The following is a 22462-nucleotide window of genomic DNA, read 5'->3' as shown; positions in this document are numbered from 1 at the left end:
ACTCTGCTTAATGTGCAGCAGAAAAAAAAGCGCCCTGCAGACGGATCTGCAGGGCGCTCTACAATATTATTTATCATAAAAACTTAATTTTGTAGAATTCCGCTACAAGAAAAAACTACGACTATCCTTCAAAGAGGATGCCGTAGTCGAATGGCTGGCCAAGCGCGGCCATCACGAGATTTTCTTACGCTTCCGCCGCAAATTCCGACAGATTCACCGCAAATCCTTCATGCAAACGGGAATGTTCAGCCGCAAAGGCCATTAGATGGCTTTGCAGTGAAGCCGTTGCGGACGTCAAGCCGTGTGACGGGTTAAGCTCAAACTCGCGGACGTCGCGCAGGAACGAATTTACCATCCGCTCATCGCCGCCGCCATGGCCATCTCCTTCTACATGGCAGCGAATCTCTACCTGCTCGCCTGTCGCATAACGGAACAGCGTAAAGGAGCCTTTGTCCATATCGCCGATCATTTCGCCATGCGTCCCCATAATTTGAACCCGGCGAGTGCCGCTTTGGGTCAGTCCCGACATGATAAAGGAAGCGTTCGCGCCATTCGCAAAGGCCAGATTGACCACCTGATGATCCACCACATTGTTGTCGCAGCGGTAGACGCAGCGTCCGAACGGACCTTCCTTCAGTGCCTTCATAATTCCCTCTTGCGACAGATCGCTTGTCATATAACGCGCCCATGGGTGATGCGGAGGCTGGATATACATCTTCATGGCTGAAAATGGACATTCCCTCTCCACTGCGCAGCCATCGATACACCTGAGCGTCGAGCCTTCCGGAGCGTTCTCTTCCCGGAAATGCAGCAGTGAGCCGTATGAGCTCACACTCGTACAGGGCTGATTCATCAGCCAGGAGATGATGTCCAGATCATGGGAGGACTTCGCCAATATCATGGGGCTAGTCTCCTCCGAATTGCGCCAATTCCCTCGCACATAGCTGTGCGTCATATGATGATAACCGACATTCTCGGTTAATTGAATCGTCCCGACGATGCCCAGCTCGCCATCCTGGATGCACTTCTTGATCCCCGACCAAAACGGGGAGTAACGAAGCACATGCGTCACCACCAGCAGCCGCTTATGGCGAAGCGATGCCTGCTCAAGCCGGATGCATTCCTCCAAGGTAGGCGACATCGGCTTCTCCAGCATGACATGATAGCCCAGCTCCATCGCTTTCATAGCCGGCACATAGTGCATCCGGTCAAGTGTACATATGATCATCACGTCCGCAATGCGGCCTTGATCGAATGCCTTTTCCCAGGAATCGTACACAAATTCCGGCGGAATCGCATGAATCTCCGCGAATTGGCTTCTGCGCTCTTCATCCGGCTCGGCCACCGCAACGATCTTGAGCTCATTCGGAAATTTCTCCGCATAAGGCCCATAAATATATCTTCCTCTGCTGCCTGCGCCAAGCAGTACGGCTGTTAATGTTTTCATGCCCATTCCCCCTCTTAGCCCATCTGTACTTCCCATTGTAAAAGGAGGCTGTGCGAGGAGAAAGAGACTGTTCATGACATCCATATACAATTATTGACCTTTCGTTTGCGCTCCGGCGCGAGCCGTCCGGAAGTCCTGCGGCGTCGTGTCATTCATCTTCTTGAAGAAGCGAATAAATGCTAACGCTGAGTTATAGCCAAGCTTGGCGGAGATTTCGTTAACCTTCATCGACGTGTTCAGCAGCATGTCGATCGCAATGACATTCCGGTAGTCATTCACGTATTTGGACAAACCGATTCCAGTCATCTGCTTATACAGCCGTGACAGATAGGATGGATTCAAGCTGACGTAATCGGCCAAAGCTGTAAGCGAGATGTCCGTCGCAATATGTTCCTCGATATAGCGATGCACTTTATTGACCACTTCAGTCGGCAGCAAGCTGCCTCTTAGCGTATTCCACTCGAAGAAGCAGTCGGCCAACCTTCTGTAGTATTGAGTCAGCTCAGGCCATGAGGCCGAATCGCCATGACGGAATAACGGATCGAGATCCATCTGCGTATTGACGTAATCGCAAATATCCCGGTTTTGGTGCAAATAAAACAAAAACACCGCGGATAAGGAATGATACAATTCAATCTTCCGCTCATTGGAAGCTCCCGAATCCGCCCAAACCGATGTAAGCTCGGCATAAAGCTTGTTGAACGGCTCCCGATGGTTGTTTTCGAGGCAGCTCATCAGCAATTGAACGCGGGTATGGTAGAAGCTGTCCCGATAAGCTCCCGCTTTGTCACCGGACTCTCTGCTTTGAACGTCCTTGTCGGTCAGAATGACCTCATGAAACAAACCATGCCCCTGCACCAAGCCGTATTTGATGGAATGGAACCGGTCCGAGACATTGCTCCAAGCGGCTACTTCACTTCCAAGCAGGAACGAAACCGGCAGGCCCAGCAGCTCCTTGCACGTTCCTTGAATGGTCTCCAATATGCCGCTGGCGTAGCGGTGCGCCCTGATCCAATCCGGGCTGCCCGGCTCGGCCGTAATGCCCTCCGCTGCTTTCGGCTGAAACAGCCACACGATCTTCGACAGCTCGAATACGACCGAATAGCACCTCACCTGCGCAGTCAAATATTCATCGCCTACGTTTTGCAGCGCATAAGCAAGCAGAGCTTTGTCAGGCGTTGTGAACATCTCTTTCCAGGCATCAATTCTTCCAACCAGCATATAGACCGGCATGGACGCATCCAGCGGAATATCGATTTCTTTGAAAATTTGCGCCAGCTGGCCCTCCGTAACTTGCTTCCCTTGAAGAAGGCCCCACATGTATTCCTTTTGCAAGGAAGGTAATGCCCTTCTCATGTTGGACTCGGCCCTTGAGATCATTTGCGCCTGATTCTGTTCTTCCCTCAGCTTATCCATGGCGCGCTCAATGGCTTGAATGATTTTGTCGTCGCTTTCCACCTTCAGAATGTAGTCAAAGCCGCCATAAGTCATCGCATCTCTGGCATACTGGAAATCATTATATCCGGTTAAAAAGATTACCTTGCACGCCGGCCATTGCGACAGAATTTCCTGCAGCAGCTCGATCCCTCCAATGCCGGGCATCTTAATGTCGGACAGCACAATATCAATGCGATGCTGGGACAGGATTTGCAGCGCTTCTTCACCTGAATAAGCCTTATGCACCTCCAGCTGCAGATGCTCCGTCTGCTCGAACAGCTCCAACAGGCCATCTACAATAATAGGCAGGTCATCCACGATTAGCAGTCTATACATGCCGATTCCTCCTCTAGCTCGCGCTCAGTTTGATACTGACCTGCAGTCCTCCCAGCTCGGACCGCGACACCGTAAGGCCGTATTCCGCTCCATAACGCAACTGGACCCGGCGGTGAACATTGAGGATTCCGGTCGTCTCCTCGATCCGGTTCGTCGAATGCAGCAGCTTCTTCCGCAGAAGCTCAATGCCTTCATCCGTTATGCTCCTTCCGTTATCCTCCACATAGATGGAGAAGTCATTCCCCTCCTGCCGGCTGTGAACCCATAGCTCGCCGGGCTCCAGCATATTGCCCAGCGCATGCTTGTATGCATTCTCGATAATGGGCTGCAAGATCAGCCTTGGGACGGTAAAATCCGGGGCATCGCCTTCAAACAGCACATCGATCTTCTCGCCGTAACATATCGTTTGCATCTTCACATAGGTGCGGGAATGCTCCAGCTCAAGCGACAGCGGGATGTCATCTTCATCGTTGCGGGTAATGAACTGGAAGTATTGTCCGATATAAAGACAGAATTGATAGGCCTTCTCCTTCTGGCCCTCTGACTTGATCAACCGGCATAGCACAAAAAAGCAATTGTATAGGAAATGAGGATTGATCTGCGATTGCAGGCGCTTCAGCTCCGAACGCTGATTGCGGATTTGCCCCTCATAATTTTCTTCGATCAATGTCTTCAAATATCGGACCGTATCGTTGAACGCTTCATACAAATAACCGAACTCGTCGGCCCCGCGATCCATAACGATAGGGTCCAGCCTGTTCTGCTGGACGCGGCGGAAGGAATGGACCAGCTTCATTAAAGGCCGGTAAATAAACCGCAATAGAAAATACGTAAAAAACACCACGATGACAGCCGCAAGCGCACAAGCCCACCAAAATAACGTGCGGTACACTTGAAGCGAGCCAAGAGCCGTCTCCTCCGGAATACAGGTAATGGAGTACGCATTCCATAGCTCGGAATACTGATACACGGCAAGATACCTATGATCCTTGTAATGGATGGTTTCATACCCGCTGCTTGATAGCGCTTCCTTTTTTTCCTCCGCAAAAACTTTCATTTCTGCCAGCCAGTCGGCATCCGCGCCGCTGTCAATGCTCCATTCCCGCTCCAGATTGAACAGCGCCGTATGGCCGCCCCGCTTTCTGCCGATTTGCGCTAGCGTCTCTTTGATCTTGGCGGTGGACAGCTCGACTCCCACCAGATACATCGGCTCTCTGGACGTGTTGATCGGATATTGCATCGTAATGAACAATCGGTCACTCCAATAGATGAATGGCTCCTCATACAGCTTCGCGTTATGCTGCATCGCCTTGTATTCCTCATCGTCCAGGAACGTTTCGTAGCTATTGCTGAGCACCGTGCGTCCGATGAGCGGAATATAGGCTTTTGCTTCCTTAATAAACGGACTGGAGTTCTTCATCAGTTCCAGTCGCCTCTGGACATCCAATATGTTGCGGGAGCGGTCATACGAGCTCATGTCATTGCCCGTTGTCGCAATTTCCATCAAATCCTGATCCATGACATAATTGGGCAAATAACGGCTGATCCGGTCCGCTTCCTTATCCAGCGAATCCATATAAAACTGCGTCGTATTTAACACTGATAACGAAATTTCGCTGCGGATCGTATCGGAGCCTCTTTCAATAATCATCCACGTAATGGCCAGAAGCGGCAATAAGGCCGCCAGAAAGGCAGCCATAATCTTTTTGAAAATAGAGGAATCATGCAAGAAGAATACGCTTTTCATAAAGTTGTTCCCCCGTCGGCCAAGTTAGCGCGCATCTATCCTATTCTTTGACACTCCCCATAACGATGCCCTTGATAAAAAATCGCTGCAGGAAAGGATATACGATTAATATCGGGAAAGCCGCCACAAAAATTTGCGCCGCCCGGCTCGTACGGTCCGACAGCTTCAGCAGAAGCTCTACGTTCTCCGCCTTGATGAACCGGAAATCCATCTTGATGATCACGGTCTGGAGGAACGTTTGAAGCGGATAATTTTCAGTATGATTCATATACAGCATGCCGTCAAACCAGCTATTCCAATGGCCTACCATCGTAAAAAGTCCCGTCGTAGCCAAAGCAGGCAGCGATAGCGGCACATAGATTTTCCAAAGGGTTGTAAAATGGCTCGCGCCGTCAATCCGCGCGGATTCTTCTAGCTCCTTAGGCAAGCTGCGGTAGAAGTTCAGCAGCAGGATCACGTTGAACACAGGTATCGCGGTCGGAAGCACAAGCGCCCACATCGTGTCGATCAGGCCTAGCGACTTGACCGTCAAGTAGGACGGAATAAGACCTCCGCTGAACAATATGGTAAAGACGAATACCCAGGCGTACAGCGTTCGGAGCCGAAGCTGACGGTTATCTTTCGATAACGGGTAGGCCGTTATAATCATAAGCACCATGCTAATCGATGTCCCAAGGACGACGCGCTGGATTGACACCCAGAACGCGCGCAAATATTCCGGTTTTCCGAATACGTTCTCATAGGCGGCGGTTGTGAAATCTACCGGCCATAAGGTTACCTGACCGGCTGCCGCTGCGTTCCCCGAGCTGAATGAAAGCGCCAAGATGTGAATGATCGGCAATAGACATAAGACGGATATGAACAACAAGAATGTATAGTTGCATGCTACAAAAATGGTTCTGCCGGGCGATCTGCTAGTAATCACGGTAAGTCTCCCTTCTGCATGGCGGATGAATCGTTAGAAGATACGATAATTCGCAAGGCGGTAAGCCATAATGTAGGAAAGTGAAATGAAAATAAACGAAACAATGGATTTGAGAAGGCCTACGGCGGTAGCGAAGCCGAACTGCGCCTGCTGAACGCCCATGCGGTACACAAAGGTATCGATAATATCCGCGCTTTCATAGACAGGAGGGCTGTACAGGTTAAAGATTTGCTCGAACCCGGCATTCAGCACATTGCCGATATTAAGCGTAAGCATTAACACGATGATCGGCATCATGCCGGGCAAAGTCACATGGAGCGTTTGCTTGAACCGTCCCGCTCCGTCAATCTCAGCCGCTTCATACAGGGAAGGATTAATGCCCGTCAGCGCAGCCAGATAGACAATCGTGCCGAATCCGAATTCCTTCCACACATCGGAGATCACCATCGCATATGGAAACCAAGCGTTGTCCCCCAGAAAAAAAATCGGCTTGATGCCGAATACGCCCAGCAGTTGGTTGAGCACCCCGGACGACGGCGACAAGACATCGACCAATATGCCGCTCAGCAATACCCATGACATGAAATGAGGCAAATACACAAGTGTCTGAAACGTTCGCTTGATCCATTCCCTCCGCAGCTCATTAAGAAGGATTGCAACGGTAATCGGTACAAACAGACCCGCTACGATTTTCATGACGGCAATATAGACGGTGTTGAAAAAAATGCGGCCAATATCGGGATATTCCATCAGCAATTGAAAGTTTTTGAGCCCGATAAAGGGCGATCCGAACAAGCCTTTGTTCGGCACGTACTTCTGGAAAGCCATTATGATGCCCGCCATCGGCACATAGCTGAAGATGAGCACCAAGCCAATAGCCGGAAGCAGCATCAGATGAAGAGGCCACTCCCTCTTCCATAGCCGTGATAGTCCACTCATGCCTTTCACCTCGTTGTTTGACTAAAATCCGATCCGTCAAAGGCTAATAAAAAGAGGGATTGTTTCGCCCAATCCCCCGATTTATCCGCTTTGCGATTCGTGAATTATTTATGAGTCGCGTACCACTCATTTACTTCTTTCGTAATTTCATCTCCGCCAAGCTTCTTCCACTCCGCAACGAATTTATCGAATTCATCGATGGACACCTGGTTCATGATGATTTTGAAGAAAACTTCATCCCGCTTCTTAAGCAAAATTTCTTGTCTGTCCACCATTGTTGGGGTTGGTGCGCCATAAAATTTATTTTGCAGGTACTGCTTGTTTTTCTGAATGTCAGGCACGAGCGAATACACGCCTTTTGGACCGGAGATCAAGTATTCCCACCACATGCTTGTGTCGCCGTCCTCCACATACTTCATCGCGCGCTCATACCGCGTTTTATGATCCTTGGTTTCCAGAATGCTTGGATCTTTGTTCTCAATCGCTTTCGGCAATATCTCGCCGTTGTTATCCATTTGCTTGCCTACGCGCAGCGGGCTGAGCAGCCAGTAGTTATTGCCTTTTTCCACACGATCTTTGCCGAACTCATATACTTTTTGTTCTTCCGTCGGATGGTTGTCGACCGCAATCCATTGGTTCAGCAATCTGATGACGCCTTCCGGATGCTTCGCTTTTTTGGAGATGACGTAATATTCGTCTACGCCAAGGCCGATTTGCCCAAGCGTCGGATTGCTGTCCACCGAAGGGATCGGGAACGCGCCCCACTCTTGCACAACCTTGCCGTCCTTCACTGCGCCCTTCACCAATTGTGCCGGCGTCCAGGATGCGCCGAATACCATGCCAATGCTGTTGTCATATACCAGTTCAGCCGCTTTTTCCGTATCCTTAACCGCAAACTCGGGATCGATCAGCCCTTTTTTGAACATGTCTTGCAAAGCGGCAAGCGCATTCTTCACCTCAGGCTGAATGTCGCTGTTGACCAAACCGCCGTTGCCGTCTTCGATCCAGATGTTCTCGTAAGCATGATAGCCGTTCAGGAAAGCTCGGAGGCCAGTAACGCCTGTCTCGATGCTGAACGGGTTTTTGCTTACAGCAAGGCCGTAAGGAGTGCCTGTGCCGCCCGGATCTTTGGCCTTGAACGCCTCTGCGATCGCCACCATGTCCGCCATTGTTTTCGGCTCCGGCAAATTCAGTTCCTTCAGCCAATCCGTACGCACGAACAGGGTCTGGAATTGGAATGGATTGTAGGAGCTTGGAATGCCCATCAGCTTGCCGTCGAACGTGGCCGTCTTCATCTGCATGCCGCCGTCCATCGTCAGAAACTTTTTCGTTTCTTCCGTTGCATGCTGGTCATACACTTCCGTCAAATCCATGATCATGTCCGCTTCGGTCAATTCCTTCAATTGCGTCGCGTTGACCAGCAGGAAGTCCGGCAGGTCGTCGGAAGCGATTGTGATCTTCACCTTTTCCTTGAACTGGCTGACATCCGCTACCCACTTGTTCGTAATTTTGACGCCGATATCTTTTTCGTACGCATCATATACCGCATTTTTCTCGAAGTTTTCGCCTTCGTCAAACTTCAGGTATTGATCGCTTGGCGAAACGGTTGAAACTTCAATCACTTCAAGCTGCTCGCCTTGGTCTGCAGGTGCGCTTGCACTTGCGCTTGGACTTGGACTAGCGTCAGTCCCGTTGTTGGTTACGCCTTTGCCGCATGCGGTCAAGGCCAGGCAAAGAACCATGGCGACGATCATAAGCACTTTCTGTTTCTTCTTCATGCTACCCCTCCAGATGATCTCAATGTGAATATCGTTTCGGCTTTCATAGTTCTAGTATAGAAAGGTGAGCTCGCGCCATCCATATACTACTCTTTACTTTCGTATACACCTCTTGACAAAGCCATAGGATTGGTAAAATATTACTAAATCTCGTATTGACTCTCCCAAAAAATTGGTTAAGATGTTGAAAAAGAACAGCAGCCTATATCATTTAATCGGAGGGATACCATGAAGAGTTTGAGTCGTATTTTTAGTAAAAGAGGATTAATTGTATCTTGCCAGGCACTGCCGGATGAGCCGCTATTCGGCGGCGACACCATGGCGAAGATGGCGGATGCGGCAGTGCGGTCCGGTGCGATCGGCATCCGGACGAACGGAGCCGACGATATTATGGCTATTAAACAAAAGGTTAAAGTGCCGGTAATCGGGCTGATCAAACGGGACTTCCCAGGCTCGGACATCTTCATTACACCGACGCTGGACGAGGTGATTACGATCATATCCGCGGGCGCTGACGTCATCGCGCTGGATGTGACGGACCGGGAAGGAAGGCTTGAAGCGGTGCAGCCTCTCATTAACTATGCGCACCAACACGGCGTTGCCGTCATGGCGGATGTATCCACCTTTGAAGAAGGAGTTGCGGCGCAGCAGCTTGGAGCCGACTTTGTCGGAACGACGCTGTCAGGCTACACGCTCTATAGTCCGCAGCAGGAAGAGCCCGATCTTAGGCTCGTACGGCGGCTTAGCGCAGCGCTTGAGGTGCCTGTTGTAGCGGAAGGCCGCATATGGTCGCCTGAAGATGCCGCGAAGGCGATGCAAGCAGGCGCTTCCTATGTGGTCGTAGGGAGCGCCATCACTCGGCCGCAGCTAATTACAGGCCGTTACGTTGAGGCGCTGAGAGGATTGGCTAAATAATGGCTCCGATCGGAGAAGAAGCCATGACAACCGAAGCGACAGAGTTGTTCGATCCTTCATCCAAGTATGCAATCGGCATAGACATCGGAGGAACCAAAATAAATGCGGGTATCGTGACGCATAAAGGAGAGATATTGCTTTCGGAGAGCTTGGAGACGTTGGCCGGACAAGAAAACACGGTTCGCCGCGTTCAACAGGCCATTCAACATGTGATCGAGGAAGCAAGCAAGACATGGCCGGATATCCGGTATAGAGGGATTGGCATTGGGAGCGCAGGCCAAGTTGACTGGCATGAAGGCAGCATCCGGTATGCTTCAGAGCTCATTCCTGGTTATAGCGGAGCGCAGCTTAAGTCTATTTTGGAAAAACAGTATGGTATGACGGTATGGGTCGATAATGATGTGAATGTTATAGCACTGGCAGAGATGAGGCTCGGCGCCGGCCTGGGCAAGCGTCAGTTCATTTGCCTAGCGCTTGGAACGGGAGTCGGCGGAGCCGTTGTGATCGATGGCCGCCTGCTTCACGGCGCATGGGGCGGAGCCGGGGAGCTGGGGCATATGTCGGTCGACTTCCGGGGCATTCCGTGCATCTGCGGCGCAAGAGGCTGCCTGGAGCAATATGCGTCCGGGACGAGCATCGCCCGACTGATGCGCGAGCGCTTGGCGGCAATCGGCACGCCTAATGAACAGGTGAACGCCCGTGATGTATTCGCTCTCTGGCAAGAGGGCGACCCGCTGGCAGCTAGCGTTATGGACGAGATGATTGCCGCGCTTGGTTCAGCTATCACTTCGCTCATCCATATTTTCAATCCGGAATTGATCATCATCGGCGGCGGAGTCGCTGAATCCGGTGAACAGTTGGTGGACCGACTGCGCCAGGAAGTCAGCAGGCATACTATGCCATCATTCGCAGAGGGTGTCCAGATCGAAACTGCCCGCCTCGGCAATTGGAGCGGCATGATCGGCGCAGCTCTGCAAGCTTGGGAGTATGAATAGGGCATGCCGAATGACGAAGCGATGGCCATATATATGGCAATGCCCTAAGAAGCTGTATTTTTATGTGCTTTATGCACGACGCAAGAAAAGACATCCTGCTCCATTTTATGGGGCAGGATGTCTTTTCTTTTTTCTTATGGGCGATAATTCAAACAAAGCTGATTCTAATTAAGATATTAACGCTGATATATTGCAAGTTGCTATTCAAATTATACGAATACTGCATAAAATCCAATATGGAAAAATCTAATATAGTAGAATGAATTGGATTGATTTTATTGTACAAATGAATACGAATTTCACGCGAAGATAGGGTTGTAAAAAAAAGGGGGGGTGCCTTGAATATTATAGAGAATTTATACGAAGGGAACATCGACCCGGTAGCATCGATTGTCCCAAGAAACCCCGAATACCGCGTATTAATTCAAAAAATATCAGATGACTTACTCAAATGGAAAAAGAAACTATCGGAAGATGAATTTGCGGAGCTTGAACGATTACTGGACTTACGAAGGGAACTGGAGATACTGCAATCGCGAGAATCCTTTATTCAAGGTTTTAAGATTGCTGGGCAAATGATGGTTGAGGTACTTAATGAAAAGGATTAAAAAGTTTAAATACGGAATTGAATGACTCAGTTGCCGCATCCGGTGAGGAGCAAGGCTTATTTATTTTATCTGCAAATAAAAGCGTCTGGCTACCCTGTTACCTTTATTAATAGTGGGCAATACTTTAGTCAGGACGAACTAAAAGCCCCTGAAACTCAAGGTCTCAGAAGCTCTGCGGTTTCTTTCTATTAAATTTTTTTCTACATTCTTACACCATATTTTCGCCGTCACTTATGGTATGGTGCACCGCGTTGTCTGTAACGGCAAGTTTGAAGGCCATCCTTTACTGCCCGTCAATGTCTACCTTTGAACCGTTTAATCGCATCCTCAGTCACCGGCTCGAAGAGGTTAAGAAGGTTGCCATCGGGATCGCGGAACAGCATAGAACGGTTCCCCCACGGCATCATGGTCGGTTCCTTTACCCAATTATCGACAAATGGTTTCAAGCGCACGTATTCAGCTTCGACATCTTCGACCCGGAACTCAATAATAACAGTGCGATTATTGTCACTCACAACGGCATCGATGCCGAATAGCTGCGTCGTCTGGGTGTGGCCGATTGCAAGGGTGCATGATGGCACAACGAGTTCGGCAAATACGGGCGCGGGTCGCTCCGCCGAAACTCCCATGACCTTCTCATAGAACTCGACGAGACGATCCACGTCGTCAGTAATAATGCGTACAGAAGCGAAATTCACAAAACATCATCCTTCCTCTATCTCTTTTACATGTACATGTACATGTCCAATTATAAAAAAACGCTACTGACAACGTTATGTCAGTAGCGTTTTAGAATTTTTTGGGCTTCCTCACGAATTCGATTTCGGAATGATTCGGGTTCCAACACGGTTACGCCCGCTCCCCAGCCAAGCACCCATTGCAGTATTTCATCCAACTGACGAACGCGTAAGACCACATCCAATCCATCTGGATGCTCTTTCATATCTTCTACGTAATGATAGCTCGATTCCTTCACCTTATCTGCGATGTCATGGTTAAATCGAAGGCATACTCGCAAGTGGCGATCATCTAAAGGTGTATACTCCCTTAAGTCAAAATGCTCCGGGAGTTCGAATCGTTCGTCCAGTTCGATTAGCTCAGCCATTCGGGACAACCGGAAATGGCGGATGTCTTGGCGCAGATCACACCGGGCCACAAGCATCCAAGACCCTTCTACGAGTACAAGGCCATAGGGAGCGGCGGTACGTTCGCTATGGCGGCTCCCCGTGGAATCCGTCATTTTTTTCGAATAATGAAAACTGATCTTTCGCCTATCTAATAGAGCCCGGCGGATCTTATCGAGGTTTTCCCTTTCGTTTGACAGAGCTGTCTGTTTACCAGGAGCAAGCAATCGCATCGACTTGCGTATACGGGAGGTCTCACTGCGGACACTGTCTGATAGAGTGATCTCGATTTTCCTCCTAGCAACATTAGCTCTTTCACGATATTTATCATCAAATCGTTGCTCGATAAAATCTGTTCCTATAAGCAAGGTCACGGCTTCCTCTATTGTAAAACTGATCGGAGGTAAAAAATATCCCTCCATTAAGGAATACCCTGTGCCTGTAGTGCTTGTTATCGGAACGCCCGCTTCGCTGAGCGCCTGAATGTCGCGATAGATGGTCCTCACACTGGTTTCAAATAGTGCCGCCAAATCTTCGGCACGTACCACTTTCCTGCCTTGCAGCTCCAGCACGATGGCCAACAAACGATCCGTTTTGTTCATGGACTACTCCCTTGAAACGTAATACTGTACAACAGAAACTTGCCGCTACTTATGATACGGCTCAGCTTAATGGAGTTATCAACGAAAAGACTAGAAAACAACACTCGACGATATTGAAAGACAGCGACAATCACATCTGCTCTAAATCATGAGAATTGCCAAAAGCCTGCTACTGGAATTTGCATCTCATCCGTCTCGACTTTGGAGAAATTAGAGAGACCCAAAGCCAAAAGGATAACTGTAATCATCTTGAAGTAAGGTTTCGGGGTAACCATCTTCGTCTACCTGAAATAAAAAAGAAAATGACTCCTCCTTCGGCTTCGTAAAATAATAATCTTTATTTTGAATAAGTCTCGGGTTTCCCCCTACTTTAATTAAAAAAGACTGATCCATCGATTTCTCGTAATTGGTTAGTGCCCCGTCTGAAATTGCACGTTTTATTAGACCTGGGTTAGTAAACATATCTTTGACGCTTTCAGTTGAAATTGGATGCTCAAGCACCTTTATTGAACAATTAGGATAAATATTGTTTTCCAAATATTCCCCATATTCCTCAGGAATAAAGATCGAAATCATGCTCTCAGGTTTAAAGGGATGGACGAGACTCAAATAAAAGTAATATTTTTTTTACCTTCGTGGATGAGGTCCCCTTCCCGATATGATCAAGGGCATTTTACAACTCGGCGCTGTATTCCTTTACAATTTGACCTTCTACGGTTTTATATACGATGTAAGTGTCATTTGCTTTTGCATCCAGCTTGGCGCGATCTCCGGTGAGCTTAATAAACTTCTCTAAATCTTTAAATTTATCCATGGTTTCACCTTTCCATCACTAGTATCGACATTTAAACAAACTATACCATAGCAGCACACTTCTCTAACACACACATGTTTTTCTTATCATTACTACAAAATCCCTCTGAAGGAAACCTGTAATATAAACAGAGCCCGATTACTTAAGACGTCCTGTTTTATAAGTCGGGAACATATCCTTAATTTATTCCCATTGTTCATCGCTTACTTCATAACGTATTTGAATTATTATTGATGTCCAGTCACTTTTCTCAAATCATAATGAAAATCCCTTCGTTTTCAGACACGTCCTAGAACGAAACTGATTCTATTCTGATTTGCACTCGTATGGCTGGGCTTTGTGTCTGGCCCAATTAGTCGACGCTCACATCAAATTCAGAAATTAACACTACGCAAAGACAAGGTTATAAATAACTTGAACATTATAGAGAATTTGTACGAAGGGAACATAAAGAAAATTTCGGAAGATAAATTCGCGGAGCTTGAACGATTACTGGACTTACGAAGGGAACTGGAGATACTGCAAGCGGTGATACGGTTGACAGTAATGAATATGTAAAGCAAAAAAACAGCCTCTCGCAATGAGCGGCTGTATATATTATTCAAACGGACCAAACAACTCACGCAAGTAGTCTCTACGCCCATGCAAAATACGGTGGATGATTATGGTATCATTCATGATTCGATAAAAAATCAAATACGGATTCACTACAATAAATCGATAACCTCGTTGAATAAGAGAAAATTCGTCGTCAGATAATACAGAACCTTTATTGGGGAAATCCGCCAAGCTTGAAATCGTAACGTTTAACTTATTCAGCATATTTCCCGCCGCATCCATGTTATCTTGTGAAATATACGAGAAAATCTCGTCCATGTCATCAACTGCTGCCGGCGTATATTTAATTTTACTCTTTAGCGGCATCGATCTTCCTCCGCATTCTTTCCATTACCTGATCATGGTCAAGTAATTCTGAACCTTCTGCAATCTGTTTCTCCGCTACTAAGAGTTTAGATTGTAGTTTAATTCGTGCTTCCATTCGCCGGTATGCCTCATGACTCATTACAACTAAATCGGCTTCTCCGTTACGTGTCAAAACCACTGGCTCATCAATCTCGTGACAATATTTTGAAAACCCGTTGTAATCTTGTCTAATTGTTGTTGAGGGCTTGATATGCATGATTAACAACCCCTTCCCAATATGGCATTATTCTGACTACATTATATCATTAAACTGACAGTTGCTGCTACTCTTCGCATTACCACTATTGGTGATACGCTTCTCCGTGCTATCTGTAACGGCAAGGGCCATCCTTTGGGATGGCTTCTAAACAACTATACTCCATAACCCACCGAATTCTTTAAAATAAGAATATTTTCTTTAAGGAACGTTTGATTTTTTTCAATGCCTCTGTTTTTACACCAAACAACGGAGCTGAAAGCATCGTAAATATCATACAATGGCAGCACACTTTCCAGAGCCAACATGGGTCGAATCGATTGATAACCTTCAATGAACGGTATTTTTGTTCTCGGATTGACTTCCCAAATATATCGATTGACTTTTGTAAAATCCACCTCCGACGATCCGCCGCGAGCACTCTCGAAATCAATAATGCCAGCAACCTCGTTACCATTCACCAATATATTGCCTGGTCTAAAATCCATGTGAACCATGCATGGTCCGTCAGGATCCGGCAAAGCAGAGAAAACTTCATCAAAGTGAAGAATACATCTTTCATACAATGCTGGGTCGAGAATCTCCTTGCATGGCTCTTTCCACTTTTCAAAAGTATTTTTGATATGTAATCTCCAATTATTCTGGTCAAGCAACTTAAAACCATCGGTTACATGGTAACCATACCCAGGAGTTTTAACCTCATGGAGCATAGCCAGATACACGCCAATTTGAAAAGAGAGCTTCTCATCAATGTCTCCTCTACAAGGCATACCTTGAATTGCTGAAAGAAGCAATGCCCCCGTAATACTTTCATCCCCATACCAAATGTCCAATACCTTAGGAACAGGTATTATCCCCTTTAATGTTTCAAGCATCTGAAATTCACGGAATAGTTTATCCTTGTTAAATGGAATTTTTACATAAACATTTTCTCCGCTTGTAAGAGTAAGTTTGTATACATCAGAACTAAATGACTCTGGAACATCTTCTATATTCGAGACATTCAACTTTAGCTTATCTATAACGTTAAGAATGGAACTCATAGGGTACCTCCTGTTTTAGGTAGCAAGTGATAATTCGATTAGTACCAAGAGCCATTTTCAAAGGGTTCAGATTGTCGAGAAACCCACGATCAATATCTTTAATTTTTGAATTCCTAGCGAGAATCACATCAAACTTTCGATGTTTACTTCTTGATTGAGAAACTCTCTTCGAACTATAATTGAATCAATCTTTCAAATGGGGTGAAATGGATGTTGTTCCATATTGTTCGAGATATTTAGTTTTCGGGCTGGAGAAAACGCGTACCAGCCATCAAGGGGGTAGTCTGCCCTTTTGATCTCATGAAGCTAAAACATGAATAATATCGGTCAACATTTTATACTCATTGGAAGGTGGAATAAACATGAATCCATTGGAATACAAAGAGTTTTATGATAAAGTCGGCAAAATCAACGGTTGGAATTTCAGCAATGTGAAATGCGTTTCGGAAGGAACAAGACGGGACTTGTATCGTGAAGTAACGAAGGTCTGCAAGAAATCGGATATATTGCTTGACATTGGTACTGGCGGCGGAGAAGCGATATTATCAATAGCTGAATCTGCACTACTTCTAGTTGGGATTGACCAATCCACTGGAATGATTGAAACCGCAACTAGAAATTCTGCTAAATCAGGCATACCTAATGTACGTTTTCTAAAGATGGAAGCTGAAAAATTGGACTTTCCTGACGACTTATTTAATGTGGTCTCGTGTAGACATTCGGAATTTTCCGCTAAAGAAGTCGCAAAAGTTTTAATTAAGGGCGGTACATTCCTCACTCAGCAAGTAAGCGAAAACGATAAATCAAATATTAAAGAAGCGTTTGGAAGAGGTCAGGCATTTGGAACAAAGGCAGGTACATTAAAGCATCAGTATATTACTGAATTGAGCGAAGCGGGCTTTAGCGACATTCAGGCATTTGACTTTAATGTTTTTGAATATTACCAAACGGCTGAAGACCTCATTTTTTTACTAAAACACACTCCAATTATTCCCGACTTTGGACGGACTGATGTTGATTTCCAAATACTCCAACAGTTCATTAAGGAAAATCAAACTCAGAAGGGCATTAGGACAAATTCGGAGCGCTTTATAATTGTTGCTACGTTATAGAGATTGAATGCAAAAAGGATACTCGTTAATCGGGTATCCTTTTTGTTTATAACGCTTTATAAAATAGAGAATGTTGAAGTGCTTATGTCCCTAATCTGGCTATGATACAATTGAATGGTTTTACATTTCACTTATTTGGAGGCGTATTTGAACATGCGACAACACTATTCTGTTAGGGTACAACAATTAGGGGAAAACGCATAATTGGCCCTATAAACTGCGATTCCCCTTGATCTTAAAGGGGTAAATATGCAAGTTCTGCATCGAAATGAAGTTCACGATTCACGATTCATCCTTTGGCTGAGCATTTTGACGTTTTTCAGCGTGATGAACGAAACCATGTTTAACGTATCATTGCCGGATATTGCCGCTTATTTTGACATTGCACCGTCGGCGGCCAATTGGACCAATACCTGCTTCTCGCTATCCTTCGCCATTGGCATCGTTGTGTACGGCAAGATATCGGAACATACAGGCATGAGAAAGCTGCTGTTATTCGGGATGTTGACCTATGGTTTCGGTTCGATTGTCGGCCTATTATGCCATGCCTGGTATCCAGGCGTGCTGGTCGCCCGGTTTTTTCAGGGAGTCGGCGCTTCGGCCGTTCCATCGCTTATTATGGTGATCATTGTCAAGATTGTCGAACCGGAAAAACAGGGCAGAGCGTTTGGCCTGATAGGCTCTGTCGTTGCATTTGGCGAGGGGATTGGCCCGGTTATCGGAGGCGCGATTTCCGGCTATATTCATTGGTCCTTGTTATTTGCACTGCCATTGCTGTCGCTGCTGGCCCTTCCTTTCGTACTGCGGACACTGCCTGACGAGACTGCAGAGAGAAAATCATTCGATTTAACCGGCGCCGTGCTGCTATCCGTCGGCATTCTCTCGTTTGCGCTGTTCATGACGCTGTACCATTGGATATACCTGGCTGCAAGCCTGGTTCTGCTCGGGCTTCTCGCTCGCCATATCCGACGGCAACAGGACCCGTTTCTGGAGCCGTCCCTGTTACAGAAGAAAAGGTATATGGCCGGTGTGCTTACCGGTGCCTTGCTGCTCGGCACGGTCGCAGGATTCTTCGCCATGGTTCCTTATCTGATGAGAGCCGTATACCATATGCCGACCAGCCTCATCGGAAGCGCCATTCTGTTCCCGGGCACACTGAGCGTTATCTTGTTCGGGATGCTAGGCGGGATGCTGGCTGACCGCAAAGGTCATATTACTGCAATGTTGTCTGGGCTCGGCATGATTGCCGCAGGTTTCCTGATCGTGCTCTTCTATACGGATCGGGCTCCTTGGCTTATTGCAAGTTCGGTGGTCATGACGTTTGGCGGTCTTTCGTTTGTGAAAACGGTCATTTCGGCAAGTGTCGCCAAGACGCTGGAGCCGGATGAAGCAGGTTCTGGCATGGGCATGCTCAACTTCGCCTGTTTCCTTGCCGAAGGCATTGGCATTGCCAGTGTGGGCGGACTGCTGACTAAGCCGTGGCTAAACTCTCCCTTGATCGCGACCGTAACCAGTCCAGCAGCCGCGCTTTACAGCAATATTATGCTGATTTTCATTGCACTCCTAACGTTTGGCGGCCTTCTGTTCGTCTTGTCGTACAAGCGCAATCGTCATTGATTGCATATTAATCAAGTAATCAGGCTTGCATAAGAAAAGAGGGGCTCTCAGCCCCTCTTTTCTTATGCAATCGCTATTTCTGCATGTTCCTCTCGTGTTCCTTCAACGTTCTATTCTACGCTTTTTAACGATTCAATCATGTTGATGGCAGTCATTTTTCTCCTGAGCAGCAAGCTCGACAGTATGGTAAGCAAGAACGCAAGAATAATAGAAACCAACATGTTCACTATATTCAGTTGATCCGGGATTTGCTGGTGGGCGCTAGACAGTGCCTTTACAATGATGCTATACACATAGCCGCTTATTGGTAAAGCTACAAGTACCGCAAAGGCGGTCAGTATCATATTTTCAAAAAAGATAAGTCTGTTTATCTTGTTTTTTTGATAGCCTAATACTTTAAGCGTTGCAAGCTCGCGATTCCTTTCATAAATGTTGATGGAGGATATCGTATAGATGGCGCCAAAGGAAAGCGTGACGGCACAAATGATAAACATAATAAAAACAAAGCTGTTTTGTTGCAAAATATATTGAGCCGATTTCTTTAAATCATTTTTATCTGTAATGGCATCTACTCGTTGATCTTCTTCAAAAAAGCTGCGAACGCTCATCAGATCTGCCGAACTGTCGGCTTGAATGAATAGCGAGGTTGGACGGTAGTCTACGCCAAAGCTCTTTATATAATCAGGCGTACTATAAAATGACGGATTCGAATACTGGTTGGATATGTTCATAACCTTCATATCTACAGCCTTATTGTTAAGCTCTGGTGCTGTGAACTTGATTTGGATGACATCCCCTACTGAGATATGATGTTTGTCGGCATAGGATTTGGGTACCAGCAGCCCATGATCCTCCAGAGATATCTTATTATCATTTTCGTCAAAGAAATGAATGAGCTTGTTATCTTGTTCAGTAACAACTAAAGAGGCATTTGCCTTTTCATTATTTTTTACGAGTTCAACAGGAAAGGTGGATAAAGCATAATGATCTTTAATGCCGGAGGGCAATTGGACTGAATCAGAGAATGTTCCCATGGTGTAATCTACTCTTAGATCATAGGTATACACATCCTCAACTTGGCTCGCAACCTTTAGCAAAGCCGATTGCGTGCCGAAAGCCGTTATCAATAAAACGGTGCTGATCACAACGCCAATGGAGCTCGCTAGTGCTTTTTGCTTATTTAAAAATAGGTTTCTCAGTATGAGTTTGTAACTGTAGGGAATGCGACTCCACAGTCCCGGAATTCTCTCTATCCATAGCTGCTTCATCTTCTTAGGCGGTTTCGGGCGCATAGCCTGAGCCGCACGTTCTTTCAATAGGGTTCTGCCGCTAAAGTAACAGGCCAGGATACCAAAGACGCTAGAGAAAATAATGGGAGGAAAGATCGAATAAAATGAAAGCGAGAATGTAATATCAGGCAGGGAGTAGGCCCTTGCGTTGGACGCCGTTACGAGTGGAATAAATACAGCGGCGGCAATCGCGCAACCTATGATAGAGCCTAGTACGCTTACCAGCACAGGGTATCCCATGTAATGAAGCATGATATTTCTGTTTTTCACACCCAGAGCCTTCATGATGCCTATTTGATTTCTTTGCGAATCGATAACCCTCGACATGACAAGGAACAGAATAATCGCTTCAATCAAAAAGAGAACCAGAGGTATAACCTTGCTCATCAATTTATTATTATGAATTGTTTGATGGATTTGAGAATAATTGAACGTCCGTTCTTTGCTTACCTGATCCAAATAAGCCAGTTCCTTGGATTGCGCTTCAATGGATCGGCCCAAGGCATCCATATCGTAGCCTTCCTGTGCGTCAATCATGATTTCATTATAGTAAAATCCGCCTGCGATTTCGGGTATGGTCTCTTCGGCTATATAACCTATCCCGTTGTTTTTATGGTCTTGAATGTCGTTCTTCTTGGCATGCTCAACATTCTCGCCCAAGCCGCTAATGATAAGCGTGATGTCTTTCTCATTCACTTTCAGGCTGATTTGATCACCGACACGATAGTCATGTTCTTCCGCATAACGGGAATCCAACAAGATCTCGCCTTTTTTTGACGGGATCATGCCCTCCATCATGGCAGGCGTATTTATTTCGTTTTGTACCGGGATGGAATGAACTTTCAGTGTAGCTTTATAGCCATCAAAGGCTTGCGAGGCATCAAAGGTATAACGCCCTTCTATTTTATTAATGCCTTCCACGTTGCTTAATCTAGCCACATCGTCCTGGGAAATTTGACTGTAATATACATTCAAGTCGCTTAAACGATGTTCCTTAAAATAAGCCTCTGTATAAGCGCTAAGATTGTCGCTATACGTGACCAGCCCCGCATAGAAAAAAGCCCCTACTGCGACAACCAAAACCAACGCTAGCGTCTGGCCTACAGATTGCTCGATGTCCCTCAATAGCTTTAGAACTAATTTCATCACCACTCAATCCCTTCAACGCTTTGTTTCACAGCATTCGTTGCAACGCTTTCGATCCTTCCGCTTTTGACCTTAATAATTTTGTCCGCCATAGGAGCAATTGCGGAATTATGCGTGACCAATACAACGCACTTCTTCGTTTCTGTGTTCAAATCTTGAAGAAGCTTTAAGACGGACTTGCCTGTCACATAATCCAAGGCTCCGGTTGGTTCGTCACAGAGTAGAAGCAGCGGGTTTTTGGCGACAGCTCTAGCGATAGCCACTCTTTGTTGTTCTCCTCCCGAGAGCTGGGAAGGGAAGTTTTGGATACGATCGGATAACCCGACTTTATGTAAAATATCTTTGGCATCCAGATGGTCTCTGCATACTTCGGCAGCGAATTCAACGTTTTCCAGAGCGTTGAGATTCGGAATCAGGTTGTAGAATTGAAAGACAAAGCCAACCTTCTCGCCGCGATATTCGGTTAACTTCTTTTCGCTGAGCTGTGTGATATCCTGATCGCCTACTAACACTTGCCCCGAGGTAGCTGTATCCATGCCGCCAAGTATGTTCAGTATGGTGCTTTTTCCGGCTCCGCTTGCGCCTAGAACAACGACGAATTCACCCTCTGATATAGAAAAATCCACACCATCCAGAGCTTTGATTGGCACTTCTCCGATTTTGTATTCTTTTCTTACGTTTTTGAATTCAATCAGCGTTTTCACTTATGACAACTCCTCGTATAGGATATAAGTACCATAATATACCAAATAAAAAATGCCGCATCATGCAGCCGATGTATTTTTGTGTCCGTCTAAAGAAGGAGATTGATTTCAGTGTTCACTCGACCTCTAAACTTTGATCAATGGATTCTATTTTCTAAATAGAGTCATGGAAAAGTCCGGCTGAATCGTAAACCATAAAAAAGGAGGGGCGAAAGCCCCTCCTTACTATTTCCGTCAATCATCTTATTTGCCTTCCAAGACTGCATTGAAAATGGGTTCGTCCCCATTTAGATGAATAATTTTCAGGCGATTCGTGTCTTTGACAAATATAGACTTGTATTGCTCTTTGCCCTCTTGTTTATCGGCTAGAAGAAGAATACGTTTGCCCTGGTTATCGGTTACCGTTTTGAACGTATAGTCCTTGTCATCAATATTCTGAATAATGGTATCGTATTCAGGCAGCGAAGACCATTCATCATGTTTCGGACTTTCTTTTGCGGGCTTGTTGTTTTCTTGCACGACTTCTGTCTGTGCGGATAGCTGGGTTTGTTCAACCTGATTGCTGTTGTTAGCTTGGTTGCTGCTCCCCGCTTGATTACTGCCGCAAGCAGTCAGTATGGTTGCAACTGTGAGTACTGCTAAAACTGTTTTTTTCATTTCAAGTCATCTCCTGTTGTGTCAATGCCTATTCTTCAGAACTGTCG

At 46.5% G+C, this 22462-nt stretch carries 21 protein-coding genes; 5 read left to right on the top strand and 16 right to left on the bottom strand.

Going from position 1 to position 22462, the window contains the following annotated elements:
• Positions 1 to 184 precede the first annotated feature (184 nt).
• The 6 genes from D3P07_RS14000 to D3P07_RS13975 form a co-directional block, all read right to left on the bottom strand.
• The gene (locus tag D3P07_RS14000) at positions 185 to 1447 is read right to left on the bottom strand and encodes a Gfo/Idh/MocA family protein (protein WP_119800865.1); all 1263 of its coding nucleotides are present in this window, start codon (positions 1445 to 1447) and stop codon (positions 185 to 187) included.
• Between the two features lie 90 nt (positions 1448 to 1537).
• Positions 1538 to 3220, bottom strand: a complete 1683-nt coding sequence (locus tag D3P07_RS13995; protein WP_119800864.1) for a response regulator — start codon at positions 3218 to 3220, stop codon at positions 1538 to 1540.
• 13 nt (positions 3221 to 3233) lie between these two features.
• Complete coding sequence (locus tag D3P07_RS13990; protein ID WP_119800863.1) at positions 3234 to 4967, bottom strand: sensor histidine kinase; 1734 nt, start codon at positions 4965 to 4967, stop codon at positions 3234 to 3236.
• A 40-nt stretch (positions 4968 to 5007) separates the two neighbouring features.
• Positions 5008 to 5892 carry a carbohydrate ABC transporter permease gene (locus tag D3P07_RS13985; RefSeq protein ID WP_119800862.1) on the bottom strand — a complete coding sequence of 295 codons (885 nt, stop codon included), beginning with the start codon at positions 5890 to 5892 and terminating at the stop codon, positions 5008 to 5010.
• Positions 5893 to 5925: 33 nt separating this feature from the next.
• Positions 5926 to 6831 carry an ABC transporter permease gene (locus D3P07_RS13980; protein WP_182914325.1) on the bottom strand — a complete coding sequence of 302 codons (906 nt, stop codon included), beginning with the start codon at positions 6829 to 6831 and terminating at the stop codon, positions 5926 to 5928.
• Between the two features lie 104 nt (positions 6832 to 6935).
• Positions 6936 to 8609, bottom strand: a complete 1674-nt coding sequence (locus D3P07_RS13975) for an extracellular solute-binding protein (protein WP_119800861.1) — start codon at positions 8607 to 8609, stop codon at positions 6936 to 6938.
• A 228-nt stretch (positions 8610 to 8837) separates the two neighbouring features.
• On the opposite strand from D3P07_RS13975, the gene D3P07_RS13970 reads away from it, so the two are divergent.
• The 3 genes from D3P07_RS13970 (at position 8838) to D3P07_RS13955 (ending at position 11127) form a co-directional block, all read left to right on the top strand.
• Positions 8838 to 9524 (top strand): N-acetylmannosamine-6-phosphate 2-epimerase, encoded by a 687-nt coding sequence (locus D3P07_RS13970; protein WP_119800860.1) that lies wholly within the window; start codon positions 8838 to 8840, stop codon positions 9522 to 9524.
• Complete coding sequence (locus tag D3P07_RS13965) at positions 9524 to 10519, top strand: ROK family protein (protein WP_119800859.1); 996 nt, start codon at positions 9524 to 9526, stop codon at positions 10517 to 10519. Before D3P07_RS13970 ends, D3P07_RS13965 begins: the two co-directional genes overlap by 1 nt.
• A gap of 338 nt (positions 10520 to 10857) precedes the next feature.
• Entirely contained in the window at positions 10858 to 11127 is a 270-nt protein-coding gene (locus D3P07_RS13955) for a DUF6809 family protein (RefSeq protein WP_119800857.1), read from the top strand.
• A 293-nt stretch (positions 11128 to 11420) separates the two neighbouring features.
• Here the strand turns inward: D3P07_RS13955 and D3P07_RS13950 are convergent, their stop codons facing one another.
• The 7 genes from D3P07_RS13950 to D3P07_RS13925 form a co-directional block, all read right to left on the bottom strand.
• The gene (locus tag D3P07_RS13950) at positions 11421 to 11825 is read right to left on the bottom strand and encodes a VOC family protein (RefSeq protein ID WP_119800856.1); all 405 of its coding nucleotides are present in this window, start codon (positions 11823 to 11825) and stop codon (positions 11421 to 11423) included.
• Between the two features lie 80 nt (positions 11826 to 11905).
• Complete coding sequence (locus tag D3P07_RS13945) at positions 11906 to 12853, bottom strand: helix-turn-helix transcriptional regulator (RefSeq protein WP_119800855.1); 948 nt, start codon at positions 12851 to 12853, stop codon at positions 11906 to 11908.
• A 210-nt stretch (positions 12854 to 13063) separates the two neighbouring features.
• Positions 13064 to 13390: a hypothetical protein gene (locus D3P07_RS13940; protein ID WP_259391502.1), complete on the bottom strand. Its 327-nt coding sequence runs from the start codon at positions 13388 to 13390 to the stop codon at positions 13064 to 13066.
• A 136-nt stretch (positions 13391 to 13526) separates the two neighbouring features.
• On the bottom strand, positions 13527 to 13667 hold the full coding sequence (locus D3P07_RS27055) for a hypothetical protein (protein WP_182914324.1): 141 nt from the start codon (positions 13665 to 13667) through the stop codon (positions 13527 to 13529).
• Positions 13668 to 14264: 597 nt separating this feature from the next.
• Positions 14265 to 14591, bottom strand: a complete 327-nt coding sequence (locus tag D3P07_RS13935) for a type II toxin-antitoxin system RelE/ParE family toxin (RefSeq protein ID WP_119800854.1) — start codon at positions 14589 to 14591, stop codon at positions 14265 to 14267.
• The gene (locus D3P07_RS13930) at positions 14575 to 14847 is read right to left on the bottom strand and encodes a type II toxin-antitoxin system Phd/YefM family antitoxin (RefSeq protein ID WP_119800853.1); all 273 of its coding nucleotides are present in this window, start codon (positions 14845 to 14847) and stop codon (positions 14575 to 14577) included. Before D3P07_RS13930 ends, D3P07_RS13935 begins: the two co-directional genes overlap by 17 nt.
• A gap of 155 nt (positions 14848 to 15002) precedes the next feature.
• Complete coding sequence (locus D3P07_RS13925) at positions 15003 to 15890, bottom strand: phosphotransferase family protein (protein ID WP_119800852.1); 888 nt, start codon at positions 15888 to 15890, stop codon at positions 15003 to 15005.
• A gap of 362 nt (positions 15891 to 16252) precedes the next feature.
• Between D3P07_RS13925 and D3P07_RS13920 the strand changes: the two genes are divergently transcribed.
• Both D3P07_RS13920 and D3P07_RS13915 read left to right on the top strand, forming a co-directional pair.
• Positions 16253 to 17002 (top strand): class I SAM-dependent methyltransferase, encoded by a 750-nt coding sequence (locus D3P07_RS13920; RefSeq protein WP_119800851.1) that lies wholly within the window; start codon positions 16253 to 16255, stop codon positions 17000 to 17002.
• A 249-nt stretch (positions 17003 to 17251) separates the two neighbouring features.
• Positions 17252 to 18619, top strand: a complete 1368-nt coding sequence (locus D3P07_RS13915; RefSeq protein WP_119800850.1) for an MFS transporter — start codon at positions 17252 to 17254, stop codon at positions 18617 to 18619.
• Positions 18620 to 18729: 110 nt separating this feature from the next.
• On the opposite strand, the gene D3P07_RS13910 is transcribed toward D3P07_RS13915, so the two are convergent.
• The 3 genes from D3P07_RS13910 to D3P07_RS13900 form a co-directional block, all read right to left on the bottom strand.
• Complete coding sequence (locus D3P07_RS13910; protein ID WP_119800849.1) at positions 18730 to 21054, bottom strand: ABC transporter permease; 2325 nt, start codon at positions 21052 to 21054, stop codon at positions 18730 to 18732.
• Positions 21054 to 21758: an ABC transporter ATP-binding protein gene (locus tag D3P07_RS13905; protein WP_119800848.1), complete on the bottom strand. Its 705-nt coding sequence runs from the start codon at positions 21756 to 21758 to the stop codon at positions 21054 to 21056. The genes D3P07_RS13910 and D3P07_RS13905 overlap by 1 nt, the downstream gene beginning before the upstream one ends.
• Before the next feature lie 243 nt (positions 21759 to 22001).
• Positions 22002 to 22415 (bottom strand): hypothetical protein, encoded by a 414-nt coding sequence (locus tag D3P07_RS13900; protein WP_119800847.1) that lies wholly within the window; start codon positions 22413 to 22415, stop codon positions 22002 to 22004.
• Positions 22416 to 22462 lie beyond the last annotated feature (47 nt).

The organism is Paenibacillus sp. 1011MAR3C5, from assembly GCF_003591485.1.
Classification (GTDB): Bacteria; Bacillota; Bacilli; order Paenibacillales; family Paenibacillaceae; genus Pristimantibacillus.
The sequence above is the reverse complement of the archived record's forward strand: the minus strand, read 5'-3'. Positions and strand labels throughout refer to the sequence as shown.

Bases quoted from the DNA above. Each gene is read 5' to 3' on its own strand.
- D3P07_RS14000 (WP_119800865.1), bottom strand. From the start codon at position 1,447: ATGAAAACATTAACAGCCGTACTGCTTGGCGCAGGCAGCAGAGGAAGA.
- D3P07_RS13995 (WP_119800864.1), bottom strand. From the start codon at position 3,220: ATGTATAGACTGCTAATCGTGGATGACCTGCCTATTATTGTAGATGGC.
- D3P07_RS13990 (WP_119800863.1), bottom strand. From the start codon at position 4,967: ATGAAAAGCGTATTCTTCTTGCATGATTCCTCTATTTTCAAAAAGATT.
- D3P07_RS13980 (WP_182914325.1), bottom strand. From the start codon at position 6,831: ATGAGTGGACTATCACGGCTATGGAAGAGGGAGTGGCCTCTTCATCTG.
- D3P07_RS13975 (WP_119800861.1), bottom strand. From the start codon at position 8,609: ATGAAGAAGAAACAGAAAGTGCTTATGATCGTCGCCATGGTTCTTTGC.
- D3P07_RS13970 (WP_119800860.1), top strand. From the start codon at position 8,838: ATGAAGAGTTTGAGTCGTATTTTTAGTAAAAGAGGATTAATTGTATCT.
- D3P07_RS13965 (WP_119800859.1), top strand. From the start codon at position 9,524: ATGGCTCCGATCGGAGAAGAAGCCATGACAACCGAAGCGACAGAGTTG.
- D3P07_RS13945 (WP_119800855.1), bottom strand. From the start codon at position 12,853: ATGAACAAAACGGATCGTTTGTTGGCCATCGTGCTGGAGCTGCAAGGC.
- D3P07_RS27055 (WP_182914324.1), bottom strand. From the start codon at position 13,667: ATGGATAAATTTAAAGATTTAGAGAAGTTTATTAAGCTCACCGGAGAT.
- D3P07_RS13935 (WP_119800854.1), bottom strand. From the start codon at position 14,591: ATGCCGCTAAAGAGTAAAATTAAATATACGCCGGCAGCAGTTGATGAC.
- D3P07_RS13930 (WP_119800853.1), bottom strand. From the start codon at position 14,847: ATGCATATCAAGCCCTCAACAACAATTAGACAAGATTACAACGGGTTT.
- D3P07_RS13925 (WP_119800852.1), bottom strand. From the start codon at position 15,890: ATGAGTTCCATTCTTAACGTTATAGATAAGCTAAAGTTGAATGTCTCG.
- D3P07_RS13920 (WP_119800851.1), top strand. From the start codon at position 16,253: ATGAATCCATTGGAATACAAAGAGTTTTATGATAAAGTCGGCAAAATC.
- D3P07_RS13915 (WP_119800850.1), top strand. From the start codon at position 17,252: ATGCAAGTTCTGCATCGAAATGAAGTTCACGATTCACGATTCATCCTT.
- D3P07_RS13910 (WP_119800849.1), bottom strand. From the start codon at position 21,054: ATGAAATTAGTTCTAAAGCTATTGAGGGACATCGAGCAATCTGTAGGC.
- D3P07_RS13900 (WP_119800847.1), bottom strand. From the start codon at position 22,415: ATGAAAAAAACAGTTTTAGCAGTACTCACAGTTGCAACCATACTGACT.